The following is a 16,270-nucleotide window of genomic DNA, read 5'->3' on the forward strand; positions in this document are numbered from 1 at the left end:
ACATATGCCAGAATCAAATCCATGACGACGTCTTCCCCTGCCATCCGCGTCAAGGTTCCCATGCGCTGGTCGGACATGGACGCCTACGGGCACGTGAACAACGTCGAGGTGCTCCGGATGCTGGAAGAGGCGCGGATCCTGGCTTTCGGACCGCCGGCCGGCACCGGAGCGCCCGGTGTACGGCCGCCGGTGGCCCTGTTCGATTCCGTGCCGGGGCATGTCCAGTCCCTGGTCTCCGAACACAGGGTCAAGTACCTGGCGCCGCTGGAGTACCGCAATGTGCCCGCCGACGTCGACCTGTGGATCAGCTCGGTTAAAGGCGCAAGCCTTGCTATCTCGTACCGGGTTTCGGACCCGGTGACCGGTGTGGCATGCATCAAGGCCGAAACGACCTTGGCCTTCGTGGACGCTGTTTCGGGCAGGCTGCTGCGGGTGAGCGAGGCGCAGCGGGCGTTGGTGGGGCCCCACTCCGGAGCGTCTGTCTTTTCCTGACGGGTGTCAGCCGCTGCGGCGGCCGGACTACCATTCGGGAAAGCGGCCAACGTGGCCAGCTGCCAACGGAGCGGAAAACCGGGGGATCCGCCGCGCCCGTAAGGAGGCCCGTCGTGTGGAACAACCTGTGGACCAGCCTTGGCATCACCCCCATTGACGCCCTGTGGGTCGTCATCTCGTCCTTTGGGATCTACCTCGTCTTCTTCCTGATGGTCCGCGGCTTCGGCCAGCGGGCGCTGGCGAGCTGGTCCACGCTGGACAAAGCGATCGTGATTGCGCTCGGTTCAGTGCTCGGACGCGTGATCCTGGGCTACACGCCCACGCTTGCGGCCGGCATCATCGGCCTGGCGACGATGTTTGTGATGCTGCGGCTGGAGGGATACCTGCGAAGGAGCAAGCGCGGGGCCTACCTCACCAGCAAGCCCATCCTGCTGATGGCGGGGGAGCAGGTCTTGTCAGGAGCGCTCAGGCGGGCCCGGATCCAGGACGATGAACTGTACTTCAAGCTCCGCCAGGCCGGGATCCGCAACTTCTCGGAGGTGTCGCTGGTCATCCTGGAGCCCACGGGGGACGTGAGTGTGCTCCGGCGGGGGAAGCAGATAGATCCCCTGCTGCTGCGCCGGATCGAGGACCGCGCCCTCATCCCCAAAGAGCTGCTCATGCCCGAATGATCCCCGGCCAGGGGCCTTCCGCGGAGCGTCCATGTACGGCGGCCAGGGTTCCGCCGGACCGTGAAAGCCAGCCGTGAAAGCAGCCGTAACTGCCCTGTGGCGAGGGGGAATGAACGCCTGGCGGAGGGGTGTGGTCGCGGACCGGCCAAAAGTAGTGTAGAGTCTTTCTCAGTTGTTGTGTTGCGCATTTTGTATTTCAAGTGGCGAAACCCAAACGGGCTAGCCGCTTTTCTGTAAAAGCGGTAAAGGAACACCGCGACTGAAACCTCCCGAAAGTCGGGAAGTGTTTCAATGCAGAAGGAATATTAAAATGGCTACAGGTACCGTGAAATGGTTCAACTCCGAAAAGGGCTTCGGCTTCATTGAGCCCGACGACGGCAGCGCCGACGTCTTCGCTCACTACTCCGCTATCAACTCCAGCGGCTACAAGTCCCTCGAAGAGAACCAGAAGGTCTCCTTCGACACCGAGCAGGGCCCCAAGGGTCCGCAGGCCACGAACATTCAGGGCCTCTAATTCCAGAAGCCTAGACGCCGCCGCTAAGGCAGGCATCTAAAAAGAAGAGCAGGACGGGCAACCGTTCTGCTCTTCTTGTTTAACCCCTTCCGCCGAGAGGCCAGTTACGGCTCATTTGAGCGTTCAAACGAGCCGTAACTGGCCTCTCGATGGTTGTGGCCGGCGCCGAAAGGGAGGGCTAGTCCTCCACGCGTACAGCCGTCTCGCGCAGGTACTGCTCCACTCGGGTGTAGGCATCCTGCGTCAGGGCCCGCCAGAGCTGCAGCGCCAGCCGGGGCTCATTTTCTTCCATGCGGCTGATTTCCTCTGCCGGCAGCCGCCAGAGAGTGACGTCGCCGTCGGCTTTGACCGTGGTTTCCTGCCGCTTGTCTTCTCCCAGCGCCATTTCGCCGAACGTCATTCCCGCCCCCAGCCGGTTCAGCTTGACCCGATGGCCGCTGGGGCCCGGCATCAGTGTCTGGACGTGGCCGGAAGCGATGAAGTAGACACCGCTGAAGCGCTGGCCGATCCTGCGGATCACGTCTCCGTCCTGGTAGCTGAGCTCTTCCATCCGTCCGGCCAGGTCCTTGGCCGCCTCCGCATCGAGCGGTGCCAGTGCGGGGGAGTCCGCCGGGAGGATACGTTCGGGCTGCACAAGGTCCGCGCCGTAGCGGCGCAGCAGCTCCTCCTCACACCACTCCACCGCGGCGGACCGGGTCCCGAAGGCGGCCACCGGCTGGCCCCCTTCCGCCAGCGCAGCCGGCACGTCACCGGCTGAGTCCACTACGGCCAGCTGCCGTCCGGACACCGCGAGCATGCTGGCTGCCTCATTGAACATGCGCAGGGCGACGCCCGAGACCTCATCCACACTGCGCAGGTCCAGGACCACCAGCACGACGTCGTCCTCCAGTGAAGCGAGTTCGCGCACCATGGCCTCGGCGCCGGCGAAGAGCAGGTCGCCGTTTAGTTCCAGGATCCTGGCACGGTGGGCGTTGGCACGCAGCAGTGCAGCGGCGTCTTCGCTGCGGCGGATACCCGAGGGTGTGGTGCCGATGTCGTAGGAGCCGCGCAAGGCGGATTTTCCCGTGCGGCCGGCCCGGACGAAGTGCAGTTCAAGGTCGTGGGACAGCCGCTGGCTGACGGCAACGCCCCGGACGCTGCTGCCGTGCCCGTCCAACGGCGGAGAGTAGACCGCCAAGCCGATCTGGCCGGGCAGTACGGCAATCGTTCCGCCGCCCACGCCGGACTTGGCGGGCATGCCGACGCTGCTCATCCAGGAGCCTGCATCGTCGTACATGCCGCACGTGGCCATGACCGAGAGGACCCGCTCGACGGATGCGATATCCAGGACCTGGTCATTGGTGAGCGGATTGCGTCCTGCGTTGGCCAGGGTAGCGGCCATCATGGCCAGGTCGAGCGCGTTGACCATCACGGAGCACTGGCGGAAGTAGTCTTGGATAACCGGCGCCGGGTCGGATTCGATAATGTCGAAACTCCGCAGCAAATAGCCCAGGGCATGATTGCGGTGGCCGGACTTTAGTTCTGACTGGTATATGCGTTCGCTGACGGATAATTGCCGACCGGCAAAAGCGGAATATGTATTGAGGATCCGCTTGAACCGCGAATTGCCGCCGGCTCCGCGTAGGAGTGAGGTTGCCGTGAGGGCGCCCGCATTGATCATGGCGTTTGCCGGCCGGCCCGTTCCCTCCGCCAGCGAAATCTCGTTGAAGGAATCACCCGAGGGTTCTACGTCAACCTTCGCATCAACCTCCTCCATTCCGCGGTCAGCGAGGGCAAGTCCGTAGGTAAACGGTTTGGAGATCGACTGGATGCTGAACTCCTCCCTGGTGTCGCCAACCTCGTAGACGTAGCCGTCAGCGGTTGCAAGGACGATTCCGAAATGGTCCGGATCCACGTGCGCCATGGCCGGGATGGAGCTGTACGGCTGCCCGTCCTTGAGGCCGGCAATCTCGGCGTGGATACGTTGGAGGTAGTGCTCAATGGGGGAGTCCATCCTTCCAGCCTAGGCGTTCAAAAACATCCGTGACGTAACCGTTACCTTCGTGTATGCTGGGCGCAGTTGTTGTGTTGGGCCTTTGTAATTGACGCGGCGGGACCCGAATCCAGGGTCAGCCGCTTTTTTTGTAAAACGCCTCATGGGACACTTCAACTGGAAACTCTCCGACGGTCGGAGAAGTTTCGCTTCAGAAGGATGATTAAAAATGGCAACAGGTACCGTGAAATGGTTCAACTCCGAAAAGGGCTTCGGCTTCATCGAGCCCGATGACGGCAGTGCCGATGTTTTCGCCCACTACTCCGCCATCAATGCGAGCGGCTACCGCTCACTCGAAGAGAACCAGAAGGTTAGCTTCGACACCGAGCAGGGCCCCAAGGGCCCCCAGGCGGTAAACATCCAGCCTGTCTAACAAGACTTCGGCCCTTCCACGGGCCAGCTGGACGCACAGATGCAGGACGGTTTTCCGTCCTGCATCTGCTGTTTAAGCCACCTCGATCGGCAGTGGCCTCACGGTGCTGGCCCCCAACCTGTGGCGCTTGTGACCCATGGTGCTGGTGCGCCCGGCTCACTCACAGAATTCGGTCCAGCACAACCCCCTGTGAGAGAATTCAATGTCCCGGGTGACCCCGGGCACACTGCCGCGGCTGATCTCCTGCCCGGCTCCTCGCACGATAGGACCCCTGGCCAATGGCTGAAGATAACGCCCGCACGAGTGCGGTGCCGCACTCCGAGCGCATAGACGACGACGGCGGAGCTCCCGCTAAATGGAAGATTGTTGGACCCGGGCTTGTGGTGGCAGCCACGGGCGTCGGTGCCGCCGATATGGTCGCAACTCTGGTCGCGGGCTCACGCTACGGCTACGGGCTGCTCTGGGCGGTCATCCTCGGCGTCATCCTGAAGATCATCCTCGTGGAAGGTGCCGGCCGCTTCACGCTCGCCACCGGCAAGACAATCTTCGAAGGCTGGCGCTCCCTGGGGCGCTGGACCACCTGGTATTTCGGTCCCTACATCATGATTTGGGGCTTCGTCTACGGAGCGACGGCGATGTCCTCCGCTGCGCTTCCGCTGGCAGCGGTCTTCCCGTTCCTGCCGCTGTGGGCCTGGGCCATCCTCATGGGCCTCGCCGGCTTCGTGATGGTGTGGTTCGGCAAATACGCCACGTTCGAAAAGATCACGGCCGTCCTGGTCGGCCTGATGTTCGTGACCGTTGTGGGCCTGGCCGTCATCGCCACCCCCAACATTCCGGAGATGTTCAAGGGCCTTGTCCCGATGATCCCCGAAGGCGGCGTCGTTTACACCCTGGCCCTGGCCGGCGGCGTCGGCGGCACCATCACCCTCGCTGCTTACGGCTACTGGCTGCGTGAAAAGGGCTGGTACACGCCGAAGTGGATGAAGGTCATGCGCATCGACAATTCCATGGCCTACGTGATGACGGGCATCTTCGTCGTCGCCATGCTCATTGTCGGAGCCGAGGTTGTCCGCACCGCAGGCATCACCCTCAGTGCCGGAGACAAGGGACTCCTGGACCTCTACGACGTGCTGAAGCTGGAATACGGCAACTTTGTGGGCACCGGCTTCCTCGTCGGCTTCTGGGCTGCGTCCTTCTCCTCCATCATCGGCGTCTGGAACGGCGTTTCACTGATGTTCGCCGATTTCTGGGGCAACATGCGCGGCAAGGAATCCGGCCACCCGGATACCCGCGTGGGCGGCAAGTACTTCAAGTTCTACGTCCTGTGGCTGACCTTCCCGCCCATGATCCTCTTCGCACTGGGCCAGCCCATCGGCCTGATTCTGGCCTACGGCGTGCTCGGCTCACTGTTCATGCCGTTCCTGGCCGTCACCCTGCTGGGCCTGCTCAACGGCAAGCGCATTCCCAAGGAATGGGCCAACCGCCTCCACACGAACATCGCCCTGGGCGTCACCGCCCTGCTGTTCATCGTCCTGGGCGCGCAGCAGGCATGGAAGGCTCTGGCCCCCGTTTTCGGCGGCTAACAGCACCCTTCCTAGCCCGTTCTAAACTGCCCCGCCGCACCCGATTGCGGCGGGGCAGTTTAGCTTATTGCCAGGCGTTCCACGAGCGAAAAACCAGCTTCGGAAAGAAGTCACCGGACCCCATCCACGCGCCGGGAACCCTCCGCTACTCTTAAATGGCGAGAGAAGGTTCAGCATGGAAATCAGCGCAGCGGGTGGCCTGAATCGTCTGATTGCGGGCCGTTATCGACTCAACGAACCTATTGGCCGCGGTGGCATGGCCACCGTCTATCGAGGGCAGGACGAGGCTCTTGGCCGCGGCATCGCGGTGAAGCTCTTCCGAGCCAGTGCTGTGGACCCCGACGACGTCGGGCGCCAGAATACCGAGACACGCCTCCTGGCGTCACTCACCCACCCCGGACTCGTTACTTTGTTCGACGCCGGCAAGGATGATGCCGGACGCGACGACGGAGAGGCCGGAGAACCCCGGGCGTTTCTGGTCATGGAACTCGTCGACGGCCCGGACCTTCGCAAAAGGCTCCGGGAAGCTGCATTGCCTGCAGCCGACGCCGCCTACATCGGAGCCGAGCTGGCCGGCGCCTTGGCCTATATCCACAGCAGGGGCGTTGTCCACCGTGACGTGAAGCCGGCGAATATCCTGCTGCCTCCGGGCGTCGCCGGGACGGCACCGCGCGCCAAGCTCACGGATTTTGGCATAGCACTCATGCTGGACGGTGCCCGGATGACGGCCACCGGTGCAACCCTCGGCACGGCCAACTACCTCAGCCCGGAGCAGGCCTCCGGCGCGTCTGCCCAGACTTCCTCGGACATCTATTCCCTTGGACTCGTGCTGCTGGAATCCGTCACCGGACGGATCGAGTACGGCGGCAGCCCTCTCGAAGCCGCCGTCGCCCGCCTCAGCCGCGATCCGGATATCCCGGCAAGTCTGGGTCCGCAGTGGCGCTCCCTCCTCTGTTCAATGACGGCACGTGACCCCGGGGACCGTCCTACCGCCGCGGAAGTATCCGCGTCGCTGCTCGACTACCGGTCCGCGGGAGCACCGGTCCAGGGCTTTTCGACGGACTCCGGCGCCGTACCCGTCCAGGACGCCGTACCCGCCCAGGGCGCCGTATCCGCCCAGGACGCAGCGGCGAGCATTGTCGACGGGGCGGTGCAGGGCACCCCCGAGCAGACGGAGACGGACAATGCAGGGGACCGCAGCCTGCACCCCGTCACGCCGTTGCCGGCCATCGAACGGGCTGCCGCGGCTTATCTTGCCGGCGACGGCGGACCGCGGCATCCCGACGTTCACACACCTGCTGCCCCGCCCACGCCGCCTTCGATTGGCCGGGTCCCGGCTGCCGGATCCGTGCGTACCCACGAAAATCGGCAGTCGCAGCGGTCCTGGACCCGGGCACCGGCAAATGGGCCGGCGCTCGCCCTGCGCCTTCCCCAGGGCAGGGCCGCCATGGCCGGAAGGGCTCTGTTGGCCGTGTTGGTCATGACGGTTTTGACAGTGACGGTTGTCCTGGCAGCGAACCGGCTGAACGCGTCCCAGGACGGACGCTACGACCTCATTCCCGGGCAAGGCACCGGTTCCAGCGCAGAACCCGGCGGGGGCACGCCGTAGGCGGGTTGTTTGCATGAGACGCCGCGTCTCGCATACTTAGAGGATGACTTTTCCGGCAATTGACCCAACCGAGCGCTGTCCCTGCCTGAGCGGGGACACCTACGAAGGTTGCTGCCGCCGTTTCCATGCCGGCACGGTTCCGGCTCCCACCGCGGAAGCGCTGATGCGCTCCCGGTACTCCGCCTTCGTGACCGGAGATACCGGATACCTGCTGCGCACCTGGCATCCCAGTGCGCGCCCTGCCCGGCTGGAACTTGAACCGGAGAGGAAGTGGCGCAGGCTGGACATCCTTTCCATACAGGCCGGCGGGCCCTGGGACTCCACCGGCGTCGTCGCCTTCGAAGCCCACTACCGCGAGGATGGCCTGGCAGGGGTGCAGGGAGAGCGCAGCAGCTTCATCCGCGAAGAAGGCCGTTGGCTCTATGTAGACGGCGAGTAGGGCTTTGGCCTTCCCGATGAGGTAGCCCGGATCTAGGCTTAAAGGACGTTCGACGGCGGCCCGGACAGGGTCCTTTTCGGGAAGCTCTCCCGAGAACAGGCAGCTCAGCGCAGCGCCTGTCAGGAGTCGGACCCTAAGCAGACGAGGACACCATGAAAGCACTCGTTTATGAAGGCCCCGGACAGAAGGCATGGAAGGACGTTCCGGATCCGACGATCCAGGATCCCCGAGACGTCATCGTCAAGATCGACACCACCACCATCTGCGGGACGGATCTGCACATCCTCAAGGGTGACGTTCCCGCTGTGACTCCCGGCCGGATCCTGGGACATGAGGGTGTCGGAACCGTCACGGAAAAGGGTTCCAGCGTCAACTCCTTCAATGTGGGTGACAAGGTCATCTTGTCCTGCGTTTCCGCCGACGGTTCCTGCAGTTTCTGCAAGGACGGGCTGTACTCGCACTGTCTTGGCGATGAGGGGCAGGTTGGCATTGGCTGGATCTTCGGGCACCTGATCGACGGAACGCAGGCGGAGTATGTCCGCGTCCCCTACGCCGATACCTCCATGTATCTCCTGCCGGAAGGCGTCTCGGCGGAGCACGGTACCCTGCTGAGCGACATTTTCCCCACTGGTTTTGAGATGGGCGTGCAGTACGGCCGGACAAAGCCCGGCGACGTGGTGGCAGTCATCGGTGCCGGGCCGGTCGGCCTGGCGGTCATAGCTACGGCCGGGCTGTACGGTGCCGCGAAGATCATCGCCGTCGACCTGGATGCGAACCGCATCCAGCAGGCACGGAAATTCGGTGCCACGCACGGCGTCAACTCCGGTGACGCGGACTGGAAAGAGCAGATCATGTCCCAGACCGACGGATGGGGCGTGGACGTTGCCGTGGAAGCGGTGGGCATTCCGCGCACGTTCGAGATGTGCACCGAGATTGTCCGTCCCGGCGGGAATGTGGCCAACGTGGGTGTGCACGGCGCTCCGGTGAGCCTGGACCTGCCGCGGCTGTGGATTGAGAACATCGACATCAGCATGGGCCTGGTTAATACCAATACCCTGTCCATGCTCCTGAAGCTGATCGCTGAAGGAAAGCTGCCGGCGGAACAGTTCATCAGCCACCGGTATGCGCTGCACGACATGATGACGGCGTACGACACGTTCTCCCGGGCAGCGGAGACCGATGCGCTGAAGGTGATGCTGCAGGCATAGCCACCTTCCGCATGGTCCGTCGGGTTCGTCGGATTCCGGACCAGCAACAGGAACTGCGGCCGCGTTGCGGCCGCAGTTCCTGTCATTTCATGACGCTTAGATGACGGCAGTATGTTTCGGGCCCGTTTCGAAGTTGTCCTATAAGCAAATTCTGATGTTTAGTGGTCACACTCGCGTCAAAAGAGTGACGCGGCCCTGTCCTTCCGCGTCCTTTCCGGCACGAACCAAGCTCGTGCCCCTTACCGAAACCGAGGCAGCATTGAGCGCGACCATTCCTCCCGTGACCCGCGTAGAGCAGCACGGAATCGAGCCGATTCCCGGGCCAGAACGCACGTCACGCCCGCTGGACCTGTTCCGTCTCTCCTTCGGAGGTGCGAACACCTTTGCCACAGTGGTCCTGGGATCCTTTCCGATCATCTTCGGTTTGTCCTTCCGTGATGCGGTGCTCGCCACGCTCCTGGGAGTGGTCGCCGGGGCCCTGGTCCTGGCGCCGATGGCCGTCTTCGGCCCCACGAATGGAACCAACAACGCCGTCTCTTCGTCAGCCCACCTCGGTGTCCACGGCCGCGTCGTCGGGTCCTTCCTCTCGCTGCTGACCGCTTTCGCGTTCTTTTCCATCTCTGTCTGGAGCTCCGGTGATGCGCTGGTTGGCGGTGCCAACCGATTGGTGGGACTGCCAAACAACGTGTTCACCCTCAGCGCGGCCTACGCGGTCTTCGCTGTCCTCATCCTGACCGTCTGCATCTACGGCTACCGGTTCATGCTGTGGGTCAACAAGATCGCCGTCGTGGCGGCCTCGGCGCTATTCCTGCTCGGAATCTTCGCTTTCGCCGGTGCTTTCGACCCCTCCTACGCGGGGATCTTCGGTCCGGGCGCTGATGCCGAGACCGCGGCACTTTTCTGGCCGTCCTTCATCGGGGCAGCCCTCATCGCCATGTCCAACCCGATCTCCTTTGGCGCTTTCCTGGGTGACTGGTCCCGCTACATTCCCAAGGAAACTCCCAAGATCAAAGTGATGGGTGCGGCTTTCCTGGCGCAGATGGCAACTCTGGTTCCGTTCTTCTTCGGGCTGGTCACGGCTTCGATCGTGGCTGTCCAGGCTCCGGTCTTCCTGGAGAACTCCGACTACGTGGGCGGCCTGCTGGAGATCGCTCCGGCGTGGTACTTCCTGCCTGTCTGCCTGATCGCGCTCATCGGCGGCATGTCCACGGGCACCACGGCCCTCTACGGAACGGGCCTGGACTTCTCCTCGGTCTTCCCGCGGTTTTCCCGTGTGCAAGCCACGATTTTCATCGGCACGCTGGCGATCATCTTCATTTTCGTGGGCAGGTTCGCCTTCAACGTGGTGCAGAGCATCTCGACCTTCGCGGTCCTGATCATTACCTGCACCGCGCCGTGGATGATCATCATGATCATCGGCTTCGTGACCCGCCGCGGCTGGTACGACTCAGATTCCCTGCAGGTCTTCAACCGGCGGCAGGTTGGTGGACTCTACTGGTTCAACAACGGATGGAACTGGCGTGCCATGGGAGTGTGGGCAGTCTCCGCAGCTACCGGACTCATGTTCGTAAACCTGCCCGGGCAGTTCGTGGGTCCGCTGGGCAACCTGGCTGCCGGGGTAGATCTCAGCATCCCAGTTTCCCTGGGGCTGGCAGCAGTCCTGTATCTGCTGGTCCTGGTCATATTCCCGGAGCCCGCTGACGCATATGGACCCCAGGGGCCGCGCTTCGTCCGCGTGGGTGCAGCCCGGAACAGCCCTATTACCGCTGACCCGAAACACACCCCTAACGCGGGACCCGCAGCAGCGGAAACTGCACCAACCAACGCGGTCTAGGGAATCGGAGCCAGGAGCTGCTGCGGCTCACCGCAGCAGCTCCTGGCTCCACTGGGCGTATTGCGGGGCAACTTCCCGGTCGGCCTCATGGGCCGATGCTGCGAGGGCACGCAGGACCGAACCCTCTGCCGCCAGCTCAAACCGGTGGGCAGAAACCGCCTGGTCCTGGCGGCGGCGGTCCGGGGACTCCACGGGGGCAGGTGGTCCGGCCTCCGGTCGCCAGCCCGCCGCCGTCGCGCTGGCCAGGACCTTGGATTCACCGAGCACACCGACGGAACGGTGCCGGATGCCGGTGAGGTCCAGGTCTTCATAAAGGCTGTCCCCGGAAGGTCCTGTCAGCCGGGTGACGCTGCGCAGCGCACCGCCGGGTTCACCGGAGCGGCCCAGGACCAGGGTTTCCCGAAGCAGTACGCGGGAGCGCTCGGCGAAACGCACCCGGGTCTCCCGCTGGACGTTGGCGCCGCCGGCCACCACGAACGGCGCGCCGTCCCAGATCAAGGCAGAGCCTTCCGCCAGGACGGCGTCCAGTGACCAGCGCGATGCACAGCCGTCGGCATCGTAGGCGACCATGCCCGCCGGCTCAATGACTTCCAGGGTCACCCCGGATCCGACGTGCAGTTCGATCCGCACGTCGTCCCCGCCGAGCAGCATCATGTGGATCCCGATCAGGGCAACCCGCAGATGCAGCGGTCCGGCGGTGCCGGCAACCGGCCGCGGTGCCAGGTAGAGGCCCTGGTCCAGTACGGAGAACCTGGCACGGTCGCCGGCGCGCTCGACGGCGATCCGGGTCGGCCGGGTGCCGCTGACCGCCGTGGTGGCGGGAAGGGGATCAGTGCTGGTGGAGGGCACCCGGCGCCTCATCATGGCTGTGGATGTAGCCGCCCTCTTCATCTGCGTGGAAATGCGGTGCCATCGGTCCGGGGTCCTGCGGAGTGTGCGCGCCGTCGCGGTGCTGGGCCACCATCCAGCGGATCCAGGTGCTGAGCTCGTCGATCGTTTCCTGCCGCTTGCGGGACAGCGCCAGGACGGGTCCGCCCTCACGTGCCGCGGTGGCATCGGCGACCATCTGCTCGACGTCGACGTCCACATGCGGGGCGAGGTCAATCTTGTTGATGACCAGCAGGTCCGCCCGGGCAATGCCCGGTCCGCCCTTGCGGGCCACGTCTCCGCCGCCGGCAACGTCCAGGACGAAGATCTGTGCGTCCACGAGGGCGGGGGAGAAAGTGGCGGTGAGGTTGTCCCCGCCGCTTTCGACCAGGACCAGGTCCAGCGGAGCGAAGTCGGCTTCCAGGTCCTCCACGGCCAGGAGGTTGGTCGTGACGTCGTCACGGATAGCCGTGTGGGGGCAGGCTCCGGTTTCGACGGCGCGGATCCGTTCCGCGGGAAGGACTCCGGCCGAGCGGAGGAAGCGCGCGTCCTCATCGGTGTAGATGTCGTTGGTGATTACGCCGATGTTCAGTTCCTGGGACATGGCCCGGCAGACGGTGGCGATCAGCGAGCTCTTGCCGGTTCCAACGGGACCGGCAACGCCGAGCCGCAGCGAACGGGTGGATGGGGGTGTGGTGTTCTCAGGCAACGAACAGCCTCCTTGTTCTTGTGGTGTGGTCTTCGGCCCAGTGCTCCATCCAGGGAGCACTCAGTGCGGGAAGTTCGTCGAGGCCCCGGATGCCCTGGGCGGCATCAGCGACGGCCTCGATCGTCTCTTCAGCGGCCAGGATCCACCCGGTCGCGGTCATGGGGTCAATGGGCAGGAGTTTCAGCGCCGCAGCAACAACGGACTGCGCGTCGTCGTAGCAGCAGAGCCGGGCCAGCGAGGCTTCACCCATTCCGAGGGCAGCGGCGGTCACGCCGAGCGCCACGGGCCGCATGGGCTTCCGTACCTCTGCCGCCAGGCGCTCGACGGCGGGGTCCGCGCCCTTGAGTGTTCCCGCCAGGCGCAGCATCCCTCGGCCGAGCCGCCGGGAGGCATCACGCTGGGCACCGGACGGGGTCCGCGCATCCAGGGCGGCTTCAAGCACCGGAAAGAAGCCGGCACCCGCTGAACCGGACTGGATCAGCCGTGCGTGGCGAAAAGCCAGGACGGACGCGCAGGCCTCCATCTGCACCACCGTGTGCAGCCGCGAGAGCAGGTACGGATACACGCCGTCGACCTCTAACCCGGCCAGCACCGCAGGCTCCAAACCTGCCGAATGCGAGTAGGCGCCAGAGGGCAGGCGGGAATCCGCGAGCAGGAAACCTGCCAGCACGGAACCAGTGTCAGACATGGGACCGCCTAGAACAGGGTGTAACGCTGCGTGAGGGGAAGCTCGGAGACCGGCGCCGGCTCAATGACCTGCCCGTCGATGCTGACCAAAAAGGTCTCCGGATTCACCTGGATGTCAGGAAGGGCCGTGTTGTTCGGCAGGGAGGCCTTGGTGACGTCGCGGGTAGAACTGATGGCGGTCAGCGAACGGGTCAGTCCCAGTTTCTCGGCAAGCCCGTCCTGAAGTGCGTCGGGGGAAACAAACGACGTCGAGAGGTGGGGCGCGGAGGTAGCGGTGCCGGCGAGGGCCTCGCGCATCCAGACGGGCTGCGGGGTGGGCAGCGAAGCGTTCGGATCGCCCATCTGCCCGGCCACGATGGCACCGCCCTTGATCACGATCGAGGGCCGGATCCCGAAGAAGGCAGGGTTCCACAGCACCAGGTCCGCCATCTTGCCGACCTCGACCGAGCCAACCTCGGCGTCGATCCCGTGCGCTACGGCGGGGCAGATCGTGTACTTGGCAATGTAGCGGCGCACCCGCTCATTGTCGGCAGGCAGGGCGGATTCGGCGGCGCCCATGTAGTCCTTCATCACGTGGGCCACCTGCCACGTCCGGGTAATCGTCTCGCCGATGCGTCCCATGGCCTGGGCATCTGAGGAGGTGATGGACATGGCGCCGAGGTCCTGGAGGACGTCTTCGGCCATCATCGTGTTGGCGCGGATCCGCGACTCGGCAAAGGCCAGATCCTCAGGAATGCGCGGGTTCAAGTGGTGGCACACCATGAGCATGTCCAGGTGCTCGGCCACGGTGTTGACGGTGAACGGCAAGGTGGGATTGGTCGACGCCGGCAGCACGTTGGCCGCGGCGGCCACCGTGATGATGTCCGGTGCATGTCCGCCGCCGGCTCCCTCAGCGTGGAACACGTGGATGCCGCGGCCCTTGATGGCCGCGAGGGTGTCCTGGACGTATCCTGCTTCGTTCAGTGAATCCGCATGCAGCGCCACCTGCACGCCCCAGCGGTCGGCCGCCGTCAGTGCTGCATCGATGGCTGCGGGAGTGGATCCCCAGTCCTCATGGACCTTGTAACCTGCAGCGCCTGCCAGTGCCTGTTCTTCCAGCGCGGCCTGGCTGACGGTGTTGCCCTTGCCGTAAAGCAGGAAGTTCATCGGCAGGTGGTCCAGCGCCCGGTGCATCACCTGCAGGTTCCAGGCACCGGGAGTGACGGTGGTGGCCTTGGATCCTTCAGCCGGTCCGGTGCCGCCGCCGCCCACCGTAGTAATGCCGGAGGCAAGGGCTTCCCTCAGCGCGTCGGTTCCCAGGAGGTGCACGTGCGTATCAATGCCGCCCGCCGTCAGGATTTTGCCCTCGCCGGCTACCACCTCGGTGCCGGGCCCAATCACCAGTGCAGGATCGATCCCGTCCATGATGTCCGGGTTTCCGGATTTTCCGATCCCGGCGATCCGGCCGTTCTTGACCCCGACGTCGGCGCGGACGATTCCCCAGTGGTCCACGATCACGACGTTCGTGATGATCAGGTCCGGGGCACCCTCAGCGGACGTCCGGGTGGACTGGGCCATGGACTCGCGGATGTTCTTGCCGCCGCCGAACACCGATTCGTCGCCGCCAAACGTCAGGTCCTGCTCGGGGGAGATCCACAGGTCGGTATCGGCCAGCCGGATCTGGTCTCCGACGGTGGGTCCGTAAAGGTGGGCGTATTCGCGCCGGCTCACCTGCATGCCTGGGCTCCTTCGGAAGGGGTGCGGATCTGGAGTCCAGGCACAGCGGCAGCGCCGGCCAGGCGGACGAGCGTCACCTCGCGTGAAGCCCCCGGTTCGAACCGGACGGCGGTTCCGGCGGGTACGCCCAGCCGGAATCCTTCGGCGGCGCTCCGGTCGAAGGAGAGCGCGGAATTCACGTCCGCGAAGTGGAAGTGGGACCCGACCTGGATCGGACGGTCGCCGTCGTTCACCACTACCAGTGTCCGGGTTTCCCGGCCGGCGTTGATTTCCACGGTGCCTTCAGCGGTGCGCACTTCGCCGGGGATCAGGGGAGTGTTCATGAGATCGGCTCCGTGATGGTGACGAGCTTGCGTCCGTCGGGAAAGGTGGCCTCGATTTGAAGGTCCGGAATCATCTCCGGCACACCTTCCATCACATCGGCGCGGGTCAGGACGCTGCGTCCCTCACTCATGAGGTCTGCGACCAGTCCGCCTTCGCGTGCGCGCTCCATGACCCAGCAGGAGAGCAGGGCAACGGTTTCGGGGTAGTTAAGTTTGACTCCCCGGTCGCGCCGGTCGCGGGCGACCATACCGGCTACGCTCAGCAGCAGTTTTTCCGTGTCCGACGGTGTGAGGAACATGGGTGGATTGTTCCACCTTGATGTTTCGGAAAATCACGGAGATGTTTCCGGGATGTTGCATCCGCTGCCGGCCCCGTGCCGGGAAGCTGCCGCGGCCTTCGCTAGTTCTTCTTGCCCCGCGCGGCAGCTTTGGCGGCTGCCTTGGCTGCCTTGGCCGCCGTCGCTGTCTTGGCGGCCTTGGCAGCCTTTTTGGTGGTCGAGTTCGTGGCATCCTTCGCGGTCTTGATGGCTGCTGCTGCGGCTGCCGTTTTCACCGGCGTCGGCACCTTGACTACCTTGACCTTCTCTTTGTTCTTCGTATCCAGGATGAGGGCCCCCGCGACTCCCAGCATCCAAAGGTCCTTGGCGTACGGGACTCCGGCCGGAGAGGGCCGGAAACCGTCCTCTTCGGTGAGTTCAGGCGTCTTGAGGTACATGGTGACCAGGCCGCCGGAGAAAGCGCCCAGCGCGAGGCCCGCGAGCCGGCTGGGAATAAAAGGAGTCAGGAGGGTGAGTCCGAGAGTAATCTCTGCCGCGGACAAGAGCTTTCCGAAGCGGGCGGGTTCCAGGTCCAGGACCTGGGGGAAGGCGTTTCCCGCCATCTGCTGCAGGCCGGCCGCCGATTCTTCGTCCAGGTTCCGCTTGTTAAGGCCCGAGTTCAGGATGTAGGCACCGGTGGTGAGCCGCAGTGGAATATGGCTGAGTTTCATGGTCGTTCCTAACTGGGTCGCACGGTCAGCGGTGTTCACGCCCGAGCCTACGGCGGCGCAGGACACGGCGCCAGACTCTTGGGACAAAGCCATGGGCATCCCGGCCGCGACATTGGGAGCGCAAACCCAACACACCGCCGCTGCGTTACCTTCGTCTGCTTGTTTCTGCTTTGATTAAGGAGGTGCCAAGCACCCCCGCAGACACGTGCAGAAGACTTTTGGACG

General features: G+C 64.4%; 17 protein-coding genes. 9 read left to right on the forward strand and 8 right to left on the reverse strand.

The annotated features are described in order from the left end of the window. Window positions 1–21: 21 nt before the first annotated feature. The 3 genes from NF551_RS04145 (at window position 22) to NF551_RS04155 (ending at window position 1,677) form a co-directional block, all read left to right on the forward strand. A complete protein-coding gene (locus tag NF551_RS04145; protein WP_227895257.1) occupies window positions 22–492 on the forward strand; it encodes an acyl-CoA thioesterase in 471 nt (156 codons plus the stop codon). Window positions 493–605: 113 nt separating this feature from the next. Beyond that, window positions 606–1,163 carry a DUF421 domain-containing protein gene (locus NF551_RS04150; RefSeq protein ID WP_227895256.1) on the forward strand — a complete coding sequence of 186 codons (558 nt, stop codon included), beginning with the start codon at window positions 606–608 and terminating at the stop codon, window positions 1,161–1,163. Between the two features lie 310 nt (window positions 1,164–1,473). Then, on the forward strand, window positions 1,474–1,677 hold the full coding sequence (locus NF551_RS04155; protein WP_055240158.1) for a cold-shock protein: 204 nt from the start codon (window positions 1,474–1,476) through the stop codon (window positions 1,675–1,677). A 178-nt stretch (window positions 1,678–1,855) separates the two neighbouring features. On the opposite strand, the gene glsA is transcribed toward NF551_RS04155, so the two are convergent. Further along, a complete protein-coding gene (gene glsA, locus NF551_RS04160) occupies window positions 1,856–3,670 on the reverse strand; it encodes a glutaminase A (RefSeq protein WP_227895255.1) in 1,815 nt (604 codons plus the stop codon). A gap of 208 nt (window positions 3,671–3,878) precedes the next feature. On the opposite strand from glsA, the gene NF551_RS04165 reads away from it, so the two are divergent. The 6 genes from NF551_RS04165 to NF551_RS04190 all read left to right on the forward strand — a co-directional run bounded on the left by NF551_RS04165 (window position 3,879) and on the right by NF551_RS04190 (window position 10,755). Continuing rightward, window positions 3,879–4,082: a cold-shock protein gene (locus tag NF551_RS04165; protein WP_055240160.1), complete on the forward strand. Its 204-nt coding sequence runs from the start codon at window positions 3,879–3,881 to the stop codon at window positions 4,080–4,082. Between the two features lie 278 nt (window positions 4,083–4,360). Then, window positions 4,361–5,665, forward strand: a complete 1,305-nt coding sequence (locus NF551_RS04170) for an Nramp family divalent metal transporter (protein ID WP_227895254.1) — start codon at window positions 4,361–4,363, stop codon at window positions 5,663–5,665. A gap of 175 nt (window positions 5,666–5,840) precedes the next feature. After that, a complete protein-coding gene (locus NF551_RS04175; RefSeq protein WP_227895253.1) occupies window positions 5,841–7,274 on the forward strand; it encodes a serine/threonine-protein kinase in 1,434 nt (477 codons plus the stop codon). A gap of 43 nt (window positions 7,275–7,317) precedes the next feature. Then, window positions 7,318–7,713 carry a YchJ family protein gene (locus tag NF551_RS04180; protein ID WP_227895252.1) on the forward strand — a complete coding sequence of 132 codons (396 nt, stop codon included), beginning with the start codon at window positions 7,318–7,320 and terminating at the stop codon, window positions 7,711–7,713. Window positions 7,714–7,865: 152 nt separating this feature from the next. Next, complete coding sequence (locus NF551_RS04185; protein WP_227895251.1) at window positions 7,866–8,921, forward strand: zinc-dependent alcohol dehydrogenase family protein; 1,056 nt, start codon at window positions 7,866–7,868, stop codon at window positions 8,919–8,921. Between the two features lie 232 nt (window positions 8,922–9,153). After that, on the forward strand, window positions 9,154–10,755 hold the full coding sequence (locus NF551_RS04190) for a purine-cytosine permease family protein (protein ID WP_227895250.1): 1,602 nt from the start codon (window positions 9,154–9,156) through the stop codon (window positions 10,753–10,755). A gap of 27 nt (window positions 10,756–10,782) precedes the next feature. Here the strand turns inward: NF551_RS04190 and NF551_RS04195 are convergent, their stop codons facing one another. The 7 genes from NF551_RS04195 to NF551_RS04225 form a co-directional block, all read right to left on the reverse strand. Then, complete coding sequence (locus NF551_RS04195) at window positions 10,783–11,619, reverse strand: urease accessory protein UreD (RefSeq protein ID WP_252604984.1); 837 nt, start codon at window positions 11,617–11,619, stop codon at window positions 10,783–10,785. Continuing rightward, window positions 11,585–12,331 carry an urease accessory protein UreG gene (gene ureG, locus NF551_RS04200; RefSeq protein ID WP_227895248.1) on the reverse strand — a complete coding sequence of 249 codons (747 nt, stop codon included), beginning with the start codon at window positions 12,329–12,331 and terminating at the stop codon, window positions 11,585–11,587. The genes NF551_RS04195 and ureG overlap by 35 nt, the downstream gene beginning before the upstream one ends. Beyond that, window positions 12,324–13,019: an urease accessory protein UreF gene (locus NF551_RS04205; RefSeq protein WP_227895247.1), complete on the reverse strand. Its 696-nt coding sequence runs from the start codon at window positions 13,017–13,019 to the stop codon at window positions 12,324–12,326. Before NF551_RS04205 ends, ureG begins: the two co-directional genes overlap by 8 nt. 8 nt (window positions 13,020–13,027) lie before the next feature. Further along, a complete protein-coding gene (locus tag NF551_RS04210; protein WP_227895246.1) occupies window positions 13,028–14,734 on the reverse strand; it encodes an urease subunit alpha in 1,707 nt (568 codons plus the stop codon). Further along, window positions 14,725–15,045 carry an urease subunit beta gene (locus NF551_RS04215; protein WP_227895357.1) on the reverse strand — a complete coding sequence of 107 codons (321 nt, stop codon included), beginning with the start codon at window positions 15,043–15,045 and terminating at the stop codon, window positions 14,725–14,727. The genes NF551_RS04210 and NF551_RS04215 overlap by 10 nt, the downstream gene beginning before the upstream one ends. 8 nt (window positions 15,046–15,053) lie before the next feature. Then, window positions 15,054–15,356, reverse strand: a complete 303-nt coding sequence (locus NF551_RS04220) for an urease subunit gamma (protein WP_227895245.1) — start codon at window positions 15,354–15,356, stop codon at window positions 15,054–15,056. A gap of 101 nt (window positions 15,357–15,457) precedes the next feature. Further along, window positions 15,458–16,045 (reverse strand): hypothetical protein, encoded by a 588-nt coding sequence (locus NF551_RS04225; RefSeq protein WP_341482260.1) that lies wholly within the window; start codon window positions 16,043–16,045, stop codon window positions 15,458–15,460. Window positions 16,046–16,270: the final 225 nt, after the last annotated feature.

Source organism: Arthrobacter caoxuetaonis, from assembly GCF_023921125.1.
GTDB classification, from domain to species: domain Bacteria; phylum Actinomycetota; class Actinomycetes; order Actinomycetales; family Micrococcaceae; genus Arthrobacter_B; species Arthrobacter_B caoxuetaonis.

Bases quoted from the DNA above. Each gene is read 5' to 3' on its own strand.
- NF551_RS04205 (WP_227895247.1), bottom strand. From the start codon at position 13,019: ATGTCTGACACTGGTTCCGTGCTGGCAGGTTTCCTGCTCGCGGATTCC.
- glsA (WP_227895255.1), bottom strand. From the start codon at position 3,670: ATGGACTCCCCCATTGAGCACTACCTCCAACGTATCCACGCCGAGATT.
- NF551_RS04155 (WP_055240158.1), top strand. From the start codon at position 1,474: ATGGCTACAGGTACCGTGAAATGGTTCAACTCCGAAAAGGGCTTCGGC.
- NF551_RS04165 (WP_055240160.1), top strand. From the start codon at position 3,879: ATGGCAACAGGTACCGTGAAATGGTTCAACTCCGAAAAGGGCTTCGGC.
- NF551_RS04185 (WP_227895251.1), top strand. From the start codon at position 7,866: ATGAAAGCACTCGTTTATGAAGGCCCCGGACAGAAGGCATGGAAGGAC.
- NF551_RS04170 (WP_227895254.1), top strand. From the start codon at position 4,361: ATGGCTGAAGATAACGCCCGCACGAGTGCGGTGCCGCACTCCGAGCGC.
- NF551_RS04210 (WP_227895246.1), bottom strand. From the start codon at position 14,734: ATGCAGGTGAGCCGGCGCGAATACGCCCACCTTTACGGACCCACCGTC.
- NF551_RS04195 (WP_252604984.1), bottom strand. From the start codon at position 11,619: ATGATGAGGCGCCGGGTGCCCTCCACCAGCACTGATCCCCTTCCCGCC.
- NF551_RS04220 (WP_227895245.1), bottom strand. From the start codon at position 15,356: ATGTTCCTCACACCGTCGGACACGGAAAAACTGCTGCTGAGCGTAGCC.
- NF551_RS04175 (WP_227895253.1), top strand. From the start codon at position 5,841: ATGGAAATCAGCGCAGCGGGTGGCCTGAATCGTCTGATTGCGGGCCGT.
- NF551_RS04225 (WP_341482260.1), bottom strand. From the start codon at position 16,045: ATGAAACTCAGCCATATTCCACTGCGGCTCACCACCGGTGCCTACATC.
- NF551_RS04180 (WP_227895252.1), top strand. From the start codon at position 7,318: ATGACTTTTCCGGCAATTGACCCAACCGAGCGCTGTCCCTGCCTGAGC.
- NF551_RS04145 (WP_227895257.1), top strand. From the start codon at position 22: ATGACGACGTCTTCCCCTGCCATCCGCGTCAAGGTTCCCATGCGCTGG.